Genomic DNA, 14,137 nt, shown 5'->3' with positions numbered 1-14,137 from the left:
AGGTCCACGGTGAGCAACGAGGACGAGAGGTACGTCGAGTACCTGAAGCGTACGACCTCGGAGCTGCGGCGTACCCGGCGTCGGCTGCGCGAGCTGGAGAGCCGGGACTCCGAGCCCATCGCCATCGTGGCGATGAGCTGCCGCTACCCGGGCGGCGTCGACAGCCCCGAGGCGCTGTGGCAGCTCGTGCACGACGGTGGCGACGGGATCGGGCCGTTCCCCGCCGACCGGGGCTGGGACCTGGAGAACCTCTTCCACCCCGATCCCGACCACCCGGGCACCAGTTACGTGCGCGAGGGCGGCTTCGTCTACTCCGCCGCCGACTTCGACGCCGACCTGTTCGGCATCTCGCCCCGCGAGGCCGTCGCCATGGACCCGCAGCAGCGGCTGCTGCTGGAGACCTCCTGGGAGGCGTTCGAGCGGGCCGGGCTGCCGCTGCCGGCCGTCCGGGGCAGCCGTACCGGCGTCTTCGTCGGGGCGTCGTCGCACGGCTACGACGGCATGATGGCGCAGGCCGAGAACGGCGAGGGCCACCTGCTCACCGGCAACGCCACCAGTGTCATCTCCGGCCGCGTCGCGTACACCCTCGGACTGGAGGGGCCGGCGGTCACAGTCGACACCGCCTGCTCGTCCTCGCTCGTCGCCATCCACCTGGCCGCGCAGGCCCTGCGCAACGGCGACTGCGAGCTGGCCCTGGCGGGCGGCGTGACGGTGATGCCCACCCCGGCGGTATTCGTCGGCTTCAGCCGGCAGCGCGGTCTCGCCGCCGACGGGCGGTGCAAGGCGTTCGCCGCCGGCGCGGACGGCACCTCGTGGTCCGAGGGCATCGGCATGCTGCTGCTCACCCGGCTCTCCGACGCACAGCGGCACGGTTACCCGGTGCTCGCCGTGGTACGCGGTAGCGCGGTCAACCAGGACGGCGCGTCCAACGGGCTCAGCGCCCCGCACGGCCCCTCCCAGGTGCGGGTCATCCGCCAGGCCCTCGGCAACGCCCGGCTCACGCCCGAGCAGGTCGACGTGGTGGAGGCGCACGGCACGGGCACCCGGCTCGGCGACCCCATCGAGGCGCAGGCGCTGCTGGCCACGTACGGGCAGGACCGCGACGACGCAGCGCCGCTGCTGCTCGGGTCGGTGAAGTCGAACATCGGGCACACCCAGGCAGCCGCCGGCGTGGCCGGTGTGATCAAGATGGTGATGGCGATGCGGCACGGCGTCGTGCCGCCCACCCTGCACGTCGACGAGCCGTCGCCGCAGATCGACTGGACCGCCGGGGCCGTCACCCTCGCCACCGCCGCCACGCCGTGGCCGGCCGTGGACCGGCCGCGCCGGGCCGCCGTGTCGTCGTTCGGCGTCTCCGGCACCAACGCGCACACCATCATCGAGCAGGCCCCGGCTCCCGCCGAGACCGAGACCGAGACCGAGCCGAGGGGCCCGGCGGCCCGCACGGTGGCCCCCGTGCTGCTCTCCGCCCGCTCCGACGCCGCGCTCGCCGCCCAGGCCGGCCGCTGGGCCGCCCGGTTCGCCGCCGACGACACCCTGCGCCCGCTCGACGTGGCCTTCTCGTCGGTGACCTCCCGCTCCACCCTGGACCGCCGCGCCGTGCTGTCCGCGACCGGCCGCGACGACCTGCTCGCGGGGCTGCGCGCCCTCGCCGCCGGGGAACCGGCCGGCACCGTCGTGCTCGGCGCCGGCGCGCCGCGCGGCCAGCTCGCGGTGCTCTTCTCCGGCCAGGGCGCGCAGCGCGCCGGCACGGGCCGCGAGCTGTACGCCGAGTTCCCCGTCTTCGCCGCCGCCCTCGACGAGGCGTGCGGGCACCTGGACAGGGCCCTGCCGCGCCCCCTGCGCGAGGTGCTCTTCGCCGCCGAGGGCTCGGCCGACGCCGAGCTGCTGGACCGGACCGTGTTCACCCAGGCGGGGCTGTTCGCCGTCGAGGTGGCGCTGTTCCGGCTGGTCGAGTCCTTCGGCGTCGCCCCCGACCTGGTCGGCGGCCACTCGATCGGCGAGGTCACGGCCGCGTACGTGGCCGGGGTGCTGTCGCTGGAGCACGCCTGCGCGCTGGTGGCGGCGCGGGGCCGGTTGATGCAGGCGCTGCCCGCCGGGGGTGGGATGCTGGCCGTCGCGGCGGCCGAGGCCGACGTGGCGGCCGCGCTGGACGGGTTGGCCGGTGTGGGGATCGCGGCGGTCAACGGTCCGCAGGCCGTAGTGGTCTCCGGTGCCGTCGAGGCCCTCGACGAGGTGGAGCGGCTCTGGAAGGACCGGGGTGTACGCGTCCGCCGCCTCACCGTCAGTCACGCGTTCCACAGCCCGCTGATGGAGCCGATGCTCGCCCGGTTCCGCGCGGTGCTCGACAAGCTCACCTTCGCCGCGCCGTCGCTGCCGGTCGTGTCGAACGTGACCGGTGCGCTGGCCGACGCAGGCGAGATCTGCACGCCCGACTACTGGGTGCGGCACGTGCGGGAGGCTGTGCGGTTCGCCGATGGTGTGGCGGCGCTGCGGGCGGCGGGTGTGGATACGTTCCTGGAGGTCGGGCCGCGTAGTGTGCTGACCGCGATGGTCGGCGGTGCCCTGGCGGGCGGGGACGGCGTGCTGGCCGTGGCGGTGCAGCGCGCGGACCGGTCCGAGGTGCACGGGTTGCTGGGCGGGTTGGCCGAGTTGCACGTGCACGGGGTGGCGGTCGACTGGCAGTCGTGGTTCGCCGAGACCGGCGCGCGGCGGGTGGACCTGCCCACGTACGCGTTCCAGCACCAGCGCTACTGGCCCGAGGTCGGCGGCACCGCCGTGACGGCCGTGCCGGGCGACGCCGCCGAGGGGGACTTCTGGGTGGCCGTGGAGCGTGGCGACCTGACCGGGGTCGCCGCCCACCTGGCCGTGCAGGACGATCCCGCGGCAGTGGAGGCGCTCGCCCCGGCCGTACCGGTGCTGTCGTCGTGGCGGCGGGCCCGGCAGCGCGACGCCGTGGTGGACGGCTGGACCTACCGGGTCGAGTGGGAGCCCGTACGCCCCGCCGCCGTTCCGGCGCTGACCGGCCGCTGGCTCGTCGTCACCGCCGACAACGACGACGCCGGGGTGGCCGGCACGCTGACCGGTGCCGGCGCCCACGTCGACACCCTGACCGTCGCCCCGGGCGTCGATCGCGCCGAGCTGGCCGGGCTGCTGCGCGGCCACGGCGAGCAGGGCTGGACCGGCGTGCTCTGCGTGCTCCCCGCGACCGACCGGGCGCTGCCGGACGCCCCGGCCGTCTCCGTCGGCGCCGCGCTGCTGCTCACCCTCACCCAGGCGCTCGCCGACGCCGGACTGCCCGGCCGGCTCTGGTGCCTCACCCGGGGCGCCGTGCGCGCCGGGGCCGGCGAGACCCTCACCGACCCGTGGGCCACCCTGGCCTGGGGCCTCGGGCGGGTCGTCGCCCTCGAACAGCCGGACCGCTGGGGCGGCCTGGTCGACCTGCCCGCCCGCGTCGACCGGACAGCCGCCGACGCGCTGCTCGCGGTCCTCGCCGACGCCGGGCACGACCAGGTGGCGATCCGCCCCCAGGGCGTCCTCGGCCGGCGGCTGGTGCCGGCCGTGCCGCCGGTGGGTGTGGGTTGGCGGCCTGCCGGGACGGTGCTGGTGACCGGTGGTACGGGTGCGTTGGGTCGGCATGTGGCGCGGTGGTTGCTGGCGAACGGGGCCGGTGAGGTGGTGCTGGCTTCGCGGCGGGGTCCGGCGGCGCCGGGAGCGGCGGAGCTTGTCGACGAGTTGGGCGCGGTGCGGGTGGTGGCGTGCGACGTCACCGACCGGGCCGCCGTCGACGCCCTGGTTTCCGGGCTGCCGGAGCTGACCGCCGTCGTGCACACCGCCGGCGTGATCGACGACGGCGTCCTCGACGGGCTCGACCTGACCCGGATGCAGGCCGTCCTCGACGGCAAGGTCCGCGCCGCCCGGGTCCTGCACGCGGCCACCGCCCACCGCGACCTCGACGCGTTCGTGCTCTTCTCCTCCCTCGCCGGCGTCATCGGCAGCGCCGGGCAGGGCAACTACGCGGCGGCCAACGCCTATCTCGACGCGTTCGCGGCCTGGCGACGCGACCAGGGCCTGCCCGCCACCGCCATCGCCTGGGGCGCCTGGGCTGAGGACGGCATGGCCGCCGCCCTGACCGCCCGGCTCGCCCGGGGCGGGGTCGACGCGCTCCCCGCCGCCGAGGCCGTCACCGCCCTCGGCCGGCTGGTCAACACCGCCGAGCCGGCGGTCACCGTCGCCGCCGTCGACTGGGGACGCCTCGCCGCCTCCTGGGGCCGCCCGACGCCACTGATCGCCGCCCTGCCCGGGGTGCCCGCCGTGCCCACCGGTCCCGCCCGCGCCGTGGTGGTCGGCCGGTCCCTGCCGCAGCTCGCCGACCTCGTACGCGCCCAGGCCGCCGTCGTGCTCGGCTACCCGGCCGGGCGGCCGCTGCCCGAGCGCACCTTCCGTGACCTCGGCTTCGACTCGCTCACCGCCGTCGAGCTGCGCAACCGGCTGACCGCCGAGACCGGTATGACCCTGCCCGCCACGCTGGTCTTCGACCACCCCACGGTCGCCGAACTCGCCGCCCACCTGCACGGCCTCACCGCCGGGCACACCACCGGCGAGGTGGTCGCCGACGGCACCGGCCGCGACCGCGAACCGATCGCCATCGTCGCGATGAGCTGCCGCTTCCCCGGCGGGGTCACCTCGCCCGAGCAGCTCTGGGACCTGCTGGCCACCGGCACCGACGCGCTGAGCCTGATGCCCGGCGAGCGCGGCTGGAACCTCGCCGAGCTGTACCACCCCGACCCCGAGCACCTCGGTACCAGCTACGTCCGGGAGGGCGGCTTCGTCGCCGGCGCCGGCGAGTTCGACCCGGCGTTCTTCGGCATCAGCCCCCGCGAGGCCCTCGCCATGGACCCGCAGCAGCGGCTGCTGCTGGAGACCACCTGGGAGGCGTTCGAGCGGGCCCGGATCGACCCGACCGCCCTGCGCGGCAGCCGCACCGGCGTGTACGTCGGCACCAACGGCCAGGACTACGGCTCGCTGCTGATGGCCACCGGGGACGTCGACGAGAACTACCTCGCCACCGGCACCTCCGCCAGCGTCATCTCCGGCCGGCTGGCGTACACCTTCGGACTGCACGGCCCGGCCGTCACCGTCGACACGGCCTGCTCGTCGTCGCTGGTCGCGATGCACCTGGCCGCGCAGGCCCTCCAGACGGGGGAGTGCGACCTGGCCCTGGCCGGCGGCGCCACCGTGATGGCCACCCCCGGCATCTTCGTCGGCTTCTCCCGCCAGCGCGGTCTCGCCGCCGACGGCCGGTGCAAGCCGTTCGCCGGAGCCGCGGACGGCACCGGCTGGGGCGAGGGCGTCGGCCTGCTGGTGCTCCAGCGGCTCTCCGACGCCCGCCGCGACGGCAACCCGGTCCTCGCCGTGATCCGCGGCAGCGCCGTCAACCAGGACGGCGCGTCCAACGGCCTCACCGCCCCCAACGGCCCCGCCCAGCAGCGGGTGATCCGGCAGGCCCTCGCGAACGCCGGACTCACCGCCGAGCAGGTGGACGCCGTCGAGGCGCACGGCACCGGCACCACCCTCGGCGACCCGATCGAGGCGCAGGCCCTCATCGCCACGTACGGCCACGACCGTCCCGCCGACCGGCCGCTCTGGCTCGGCTCGATCAAGTCGAACATCGGGCACACCCAGGCGGCGGCGGGTGTGGCCGGGGTGATGAAGATGGTGCTGGCGATGCGGCACGGGGTGCTGCCGCCCACGCTGCACGTGGACGAGCCCACCCCGCACGTCGACTGGACCGGCGGCAGCGTCGAGCTGCTCACCTCCGCCCGGCCGTGGGAGCCGGCCGACGGGGTACGCCGCGCCGCCGTCTCCTCGTTCGGGATCAGCGGCACCAACGTGCACACCATCCTCGAACAGGCCCCCGCCGACGAGCCGGAGCCCGGACCGGCGGCCGACGTGCCGACCGGGGAACTGCCCTGGGTGCTCTCCGGGCGCACCGTCGACGCCCTCACCGCCCGCACCCGGGACCTGCGCGAGCACCTCGGCACAGTGGACGACGACGCGCTCGCCGACGTCGGCTGGTCGCTGGCCGCCACCCGCGCCGCCCACGACCACCGGGCCGTCGTCTTCGCCGCCGACCGCGACGATCTGGTCGCGTCCCTCGACGCGCTCGCCGCGGCCCGGCCCGGCCCGCAGACCGTCACCCGCGTCCCCGGCACGCCGGGCGAGGTCGCGTTCGTCTTCCCGGGCCAGGGATCGCAGTGGGCCGGGATGGCCGCCGAGCTGCTCGACACCGCCCCCGTCTTCGCGGAGACGTTCGCCGCCTGCGCCGAGGCGCTGCGCCCGTACGTCGACTGGTCACCGACCGACGTGGTGCGCGGCGCGCCCGACGCCCCGTCGCTGGAGCGCGTCGACGTCGTGCAGCCCACCCTGTTCGCGGTCAGCGTCTCGCTCGCCGCGCTCTGGGAGTCGTACGGGGTGCGCCCCGGAGCCGTCGTCGGCCACTCCCAGGGGGAGATCGCCGCCGCGTACGTCGCCGGTGGCCTCACCCTCGACGACGCGGCGGCCGTGGTCGCGCTGCGCAGCCGGATCATCGCCGGCATCGCCGGGGACGGCGGCATGGTCTCGGTCGCCACCACCGCCGACGAGGCCACCGCGACGATCGCCCGCTGGGCCGGCCGCATCGCCCTGGCCGCCGTCAACGGACCCACCTCCGTCGTGGTCTCCGGCGACGGCGCCGCCCTCGACGAGCTCGTCGCCCACTACGAGTCCCGCGAGGTGCGGGTGCGCCGCGTCCCCGTGGACTACGCCTCCCATTCCGCCCACGTCGAGCAACTGCGCGAGCAGCTCCTGGAACTGCTCGCCGGGCTGCGGCCCCGCACCGGCGAGGTCCGGTTCCGCTCCACCGTCGAGGGGGACTGGCTCGACACCGCCGCCCTCGACGCCGACTACTGGTACCGCAACCTGCGGCAGACCGTCCGCTTCGACGAGGCGGTACGCAGCCTCGTCGCCGCCGGCTACCAGACCTTCGTCGAGGTCAGCGCCCACCCCGTGCTGACGATGGCCGTGCAGGAGAGCGTCGAGCTGGCCGCCGCCGACCCGGACGCGGTCACCGTCACCGGCAGCCTGCGCCGGGGCGAGGGCGGCCTCGGCCGCTTCCTGCGCGCCGTGGCCGAGGTCTGGGCCGGAGGTACGGCCGTGGACTGGCGGCCCGCCTTCGCCGGCCTCGCCGGGCGTCGCCTCGATCTGCCCACGTACCCGTTCCAGCGGCAGCTCTACTGGCCGCAGCCGTCGACCGCGCCCGCCCCCGCGGTCGGGACCGCCGGTGCCGTGGCCGACGACGAGGTCGACGCCCGGTTCTGGGCGGCCGTCGAGGCGGAGGACCTGACCGCACTCACTGCCGAACTCTCCGCCACGACCGAGTCGAGGCCCGTTTCGGAGACGGCGTTCGCCGACGTGCTGCCGGTGCTCGCCGCCTGGCGTCGCCGGCACCGCGACCAGGCCACAGTGGACTCGTGGCGGTACCGGGACAGTTGGACGCCCGTCGCCCCCGACGCCTCCGGCGAGCCGGCCGTCACCGGCACCTGGTGGCTGCTCACCGGCCCCGACGACACCGGCGCGGCCGAGGCCGACTTCTGCGCCGAGGCGTTGCGGCGCCACGGCGGCACCGTCGTACCGCTGGCGCTGGACGCCGACCGCACGGACCGCGCGGTGCTCGCCGCCCGGCTGCGCGACCTCGCCGACGGCGGCCCCCGCCCCGCCGGGATCGTGTCGCTGCTGCCGCTCGACGAGACGCCCGCCCTGGCGTACCCGTCCGTGCCGGTCGGCTTCGCCGGCACCGTCACCCTCGTGCAGGCGCTCGGCGACGCCGGTGTCCGCGCGCCCCTGTGGTGCCTCACCCGGGGCGCCGTCGCGACCGGCCCGGCCGACCCGCTGCCGCACCCGCTCCAGCAGCTCACCTGGGGCTTCGGCCGGGTCGCCGCGCTGGAGCACCCGGACCGCTGGGGCGGCCTCGTGGACCTGCCCGACGAGCTCGACGACGCGGCCGGCCGCCGGCTCGTGCGCGTCCTCGCCGGTGCCGACGGGGAGGACCAGGTCGCGCTGCGGTGGGCCGGCGCGTTCGGCCGCCGACTGCTGCACGCCCCGCTCGGCGACACGCCCGCCCCGCGCACCTGGCGGCCCTCCGGCACCGCCTTGGTCACCGGCGGCACCGGCGCGCTCGGCGGGCACATGGCCCGCTGGCTCGCCGCCAACGGCGCCGCCCACCTGGTGCTGGTGAGCCGGCGCGGCCGGCAGGCCGAGGGCATCGCCGACCTCGAGGCCGAGTTGGTCGCACTGGGCGCCCGGGTGACCGTCGCCGCCTGCGACGCCGCCGACCGCTCGGCGCTCGCCGCCGTCCTCGCCGACCTGCCGTCCGAGCACCCGCTGACCACCGTCGTGCACACCGCAGCCGTGCTCGACGACTCGGTGATCAACTCGCTGACGCTGGACCAGGTCGACTACGCGCTCAGCGCGAAGGTCACCGCCGCACTGAACCTGCACGAGCTGACCCGCGAGCTGGACCTCGACGCGTTCATCCTGTTCTCGTCGATGGCCGGCACCGTCGGCAGCTCCGGCGTGGGCAACTACGCCCCCGGCAACGCGTTCCTCAACGCCCTCGCCGAGCACCGCCGCGCCCTCGGCCTGCCCGCCACCTCCATCGGTTGGGGCGCCTGGGGCGGCGGCGGCATGGCCGACGGCGAGTTCGGCCGGATGCTGCACCGCCACGGCGCACCCGAGATGCCGCCGCGGCTCGCCGTCGCGGCCCTGCACCAGGCCGTCGAGCACGACGAGACGTTCCTGACCATCTCGAACATCGCCTGGGACCGGTTCTTCGTCGCGTTCACCGCCACCCGGCCCGGCCCGCTGATCTCGGAGATCCCCGAGGCGCAGCGGTTGCAGGCCACCAAGGGACTCGCCGAGACGAAGGAGACCGACGAGGCCGGCCCGGCCGGCGCGTTCACCCGGATGAGCGCCGCCGAGCGCCAGCAGGCGCTGCTCGACCTGGTCCGCGACCAGGCGGCCACGGTCCTCAGGTACGCCGACGGCCAGGCCGTCGACCCGCACCACGCGTTCCGCGACCTCGGCTTCGACTCGGTGACCGCGGTGGAGCTGCGCAACCGGCTCGCCACCGCCACCTCGCTGCGGCTGCCGGTGACCCTGGTCTTCGACTACCCGTCGCCGACCGTGCTCGCCCGGCACCTGCACGAGGAACTGGTTGGGGAGGCCGCCGTGGCCGTCGAGGCCGCCCCGGTGGCGTTCGGCGACGACGAGCCGGTGGCCATCGTGGCCATGTCCTGCCGCTTCCCCGGCGGGGCCAACGATCCCGAGCGGTTCTGGCAGATGCTGCACGCCGGCCGCGACGCCGTGTCGGACCTCCCCGGCGATCGGGGTTGGGACGTCGAGCGCCTCTACGACCCCGACCCCTATTCCACCGGCACCTCCTACGTCCGCAGCGGCGCCTTCCTCTACGAGGCGGCGGAGTTTGATGCCGGTTTCTTCGGGATTTCCCCCCGCGAGGCGTTGGCGATGGATCCGCAGCAGCGGTTGTTGCTGGAGGTTTCGTGGGAGGCGGTCGAGCGGGCAGGGGTTGAGCCTGGGGTCCTGCGGGGTTCGCGAACAGGGGTGTTCGTGGGCACGAATGGTCAGGACTATGGGGCCCTGCTGATGGTGGCGGGGGACGAGGTGGAGGGCTTCGCGGGGACGGGCAACGCCGCGAGTGTGGTGTCGGGTCGGGTGGCGTACGCGTTGGGGTTGGAGGGGCCGGCGGTGTCGGTGGACACGGCGTGTTCGTCGTCGTTGGTGGCGTTGCACCTGGCGGTGCAGTCGCTGCGGCGTGGCGAGTGCGACCTGGCCCTCGCCGGTGGCGTGACCGTGATGGCGACGCCCGGGCTGTTCGTGGAGTTCTCCCGGCAGCGGGGCCTGGCCGCCGACGGCCGGTGCAAGGCGTTCGCGGCGGGTGCGGATGGCACGGGCTGGGGCGAGGGTGTGGGCGTGCTGCTGGTGGAGCGGCTGTCGGACGCGCGGCGCAACGGTCACGAGGTGCTGGCGATCGTGCGGGGCAGCGCCGTCAACCAGGACGGCGCCTCGAACGGGCTGACCGCCCCGAACGGCCCGTCGCAGCAGCGGGTGATCCGCCAGGCGCTGGCGTCGGCGCGGCTCTCGACGGCCGACGTGGACGTGGTCGAGGCGCACGGCACGGGCACGACGCTCGGTGACCCGATCGAGGCGCAGGCCCTGCTCGCCACGTACGGGCAGGAGCGCGAGGAGCCGCTGCTGCTCGGCTCGGTCAAGTCGAACATCGGCCACACCCAGGCCGCCGCCGGTGTCGCCGGTGTGATCAAGATGGTGCTGGCGATGCGGGAGGGCGTGGTTCCCGCGACGTTGCACGTGGACGAGCCGTCTCCGCACATCGACTGGACCTCCGGGGCCGTCGAGCTGGCGATCGAGTCGCGGCCGTGGCCGGTGGTGGACCGGCCGCGCCGGGCGGCGGTGTCGTCGTTCGGCATCTCCGGCACGAACGCCCACGTGATCATCGAACTGCCCGAGGACCTGCCCACCGAGAGCGCGGAACCCGAGACCGCCGCCGGCCGGAGCGCGGGGCTCGTGGCCTCCGACGTCGTCGTCTGGGCGGTGTCGGGGCGGTCGAAGGGCGCCCTGGCCGGTCAGGCCGCCCGCCTGGCCCGGCACGTCCGCGCGCACGCCGCCATCGACGCGGCGGCGGTGGGCTGGTCTCTGGCCGTCAGCAGGTCGGTGTTCGAGCAGCGGGCGGCTGTGGTCGGGTCGGGTATGGAGGAGTTGCTGGCGGGGCTGGACGCTCTGGCGTCGGGGTCGCCGGCTGGGAACGTCGTCACGGGTACGGCCGCCGGAACCGGTGCGGTGTTTGTGTTTCCGGGTCAGGGTGCGCAGTCGGCGCGGATGGCGGCGGGTCTGGTGGGTCGTGTGCCGGTGTTCGACGCGCGGTTGGCGGAGTGTCAGCGGGCCCTTGCTCCGTATCTGGATGTGGACCTGGTGTCGGTGTTGTCGGGTGAGGACGAGTCGTGGCTGGAGCGGGTCGAGGTTGTGCAGCCGGTGCTGTGGGCCGTTGGTATGGCGTTGGCGGCGGTGTGGCAGCGCGCGGGTGTGGTGCCGGTGGCGGTGGTCGGTCATTCGCAGGGTGAGATCGGTGCGGCGTGTGTGGCCGGGATTTTGTCGTTGGAGGATGCGGCGAGGGCTGTGGCGCTGCGGTCGCGGGCGCTGACGGTGCTGCGGGGCACTGGCACGATGGCGTCGGTCGATCTGTCTGCTGAGGCGGTCGCCGAGCGGTTGCCGGCGTTCCCGGGGGTCGGGGTGGCGGCGGTGAACGGTCCGTCGACTGTGGTGGTGTCGGGTCCGCCGCAGTCGGTTGCCGACCTGGTGGAGTCGTGTCGGGTCGATGGGGTGCGGGCGCGGTTGATTCCGGTGGATTATGCGTCGCATTCGGTGGCGGTGCAGGAGGTGGCGGAGCGGTTGCGCGCCGATTTGGCCGATGTGACGCCGCGAGAGGGCAAGGTCCGGTTGGTGTCGACGTTGACGGGGGATTGGGTGGACCCGTTGTCGATGACGGCGGACTACTGGTACGACAACTTGCGGCGGACGGTGCGGTTCGACGCTGCTGTGCGGGCGGCGGTCGAGGCGGGTCACACCATGTTTGTGGAGATCTCTCCGCATCCGGTGTTGACGATGCCGGTGACGGCGATCCTGGACGACGCCGGCGTGAGCGGGCATACGTTGGGCAGCCTGCGTCGTGGTGATGACGATCCGACGCGGTTGCTGACGAACCTCGCGACCGCTCACGCGATCGGCCTGCCCGTCGACCTGACGGCCGTCCTTGCCGGGACCGACGTGGTGGCACTGCCCACCTACGCCTTCGAACGCAGCCGCTTCTGGCCCACCGCCGTGACCGGGCCGGACGGTGCCGAGGAGACCCCGAACGGCGTCGACTCCGCGTTCTGGGCGGCCGTCGAACGCGAGGACCTGGCCGCGCTCGCGGAACTCACCGAGCAGGACGCGACGGAATCCCTGGAACGGCTGGGCGGGGCCCTGCCCGTGCTCGCCTCCTGGCGACGCCGGCAGCGCAACCGGTCCGGCCTGGACGACCTGCGCTACCGCAGCGTCTGGCAGCCGTACACCGGCACGCCCGTCAGCTTCCTCCCCGGCGCCTGGTGGGTGATCGCCGACGCGCGGCACCCGGAGGAGGGCGAGGCCGCCGTCGCCGAGCTGTCCCGCCGGGGCGCCGACGTCCGGCTGGTGTCGCTGCCGGAGAACCTGACCGACCGGGCCGCCCTCACCGCACACCTGAGCGGTGTCACCCGTACCTCCGACGGCGGAACGGCTCCGGTCGACGGGGTGCTGTCCCTGCTCGCCCTCGCCGACGGCGCGGTCGACGACACCCAGCCGGTGCCGCCGTTCCTCGCCCGGTCGCTGGCGCTGATCCAGGCGCTCGGCGACCTCGACGTCGCCGCGCCGCTGTGGTGCGTCACCCGGGGCGCCGCCGGCACCACCCGGGGCGGCACCGCCGGCCGCCCGGAGCAGTCGCTGCTCTGGGGCCTCGGCCGGGTCGTGGCCCTCGAACACCCCGAGCGGTGGGGCGGCATGGTCGACGTTCCGGCCACCCTGGACGACCACGGCTGGGACCTGCTCTGCGCCGCCCTCGCCGGCCTCGACGGCGAGGACCAGCTAGCGGTCGACGGCGCCACCGTCCTCGTCCGCCGGCTGGTACGCGCGCCCGGCGGCGAGGCACCCACCGACGAGGCCGGCTACCCGGGCACGACGCTGGTCACCGGCGGCACCGGCGCGCTCGGCGCGGAGGTGGCCCGCTGGCTGGCCGCCCGGGGCGCCGAGCACCTGATGCTCGTCAGCCGCCGCGGCGCGGACGCCCCCGGCGCCACGGCACTCGTCCGTGAGCTGACCGAGGCGGGCACCCGGGTGACCGTCGCGGCCTGCGACGTGGCCGACCGGGCGGCGCTGGCCAAGCTGCTCGACGAGGTGCCCGCCGACGCGCCGCTGACCAGCGTGGTGCACGCCGCCGGCGTGCTGGAGGACGGGGTGCTCGACGGGCTTACCCCCGACCGGCTCGCCACCGTCCTGCGACCCAAGGTGCTCGGCGCCCTGCACCTGCACGAGCTCACCCTCGGGCGGGAACTGCGCGCGTTCGTGCTGTTCTCCGCGATGGCCGGCCAGCTCGGCGCCGCCGGTCAGGGCAGCTACGCCGCCGCCAACGCCTACCTCGACGCGCTCGCCGAGCAGCGGCACCGCCAGGGCCTGCCGGCCACCTCGGTCGCCTGGGGCCCCTGGACGGCCGGCGGGATGGCCGCCACCGACCAGGCCGTCGAGGAGCGCCGCCGGCGTACCGGCGTGGCCCGCCTCGACACCGGGCCCGCGCTCACGGCGCTCGCGCAGTGCGTCGCGCGGGGCGAGCCGGCGACGATGGTGACCGACATCGACTGGGCCCGCTACGTGCCCGGCTTCGTGGCCGTGCGGCCCAGCCCGCTCATCACGGGCGTGGCCGAGGCACGGCGGGCCGTCGCCGAGCGGGCCGAGGACACCGGCGTCTCCGCGGAGTCCCTGGCCGCCCTGCTCGCCGGGCAGACCGACGCCGAACGACGCAAGACCCTGCTGGAGCTGGTACGCGGGCAGGCCGCCGCGGTGCTCGGGCACGCCTCGATGGACGCCGTCGAGCCGGACCGGGCGTTCCGCGAACTCGGCTTCGACTCGCTGACCGCCGTGGAGCTGCGTAACCGGCTCACCGCGGCGACCGGCGTGCGGCTGCCCGCCACCGTCGTCTTCGACTACCCGACCGCCGCCGGACTGGCCGAATACGTGCGGGCCGCGATCGTCGACGGCGGCGTGGCCGGGGTCGCACCGGTCTTCGGCGAGCTGGACAGGTTGGAAGCGGCACTCTCCGGCTCGGCGCCGGACCGCAGCGCCCGAATTCGGATCACCGAACGGCTGCGGGCGCTGCTGGCCTCCCTCACCGAGGCCGACGCCCCGGCGGACGGCGACACCGTCGCCGAGAAGCTCCAGGACGCGACGCCGGACGAGGTCTTCGACTTCATCGACCGCGAGCTGGGGATGTCCTGAC

General features: G+C 75.3%; 1 protein-coding gene. It reads left to right on the top strand.

The genetic code is table 11. The features are described 5' to 3' along the window. Positions 1–9: 9 nt before the first annotated feature. Entirely contained in the window at positions 10–14,136 is a 14,127-nt protein-coding gene (locus O7622_RS23170; protein WP_282310307.1) for a type I polyketide synthase, read from the top strand. Position 14,137 lies beyond the last annotated feature (1 nt).

Origin of the sequence: Micromonospora sp. WMMD1076 (assembly GCF_029581475.1) — a bacterium.
Lineage (GTDB): Bacteria > Actinomycetota > Actinomycetes > Mycobacteriales > Micromonosporaceae > Micromonospora > Micromonospora aurantiaca.
Note: the sequence above shows the minus strand (reverse complement) of the source record. Positions and strands in the feature narration are given on the sequence as shown.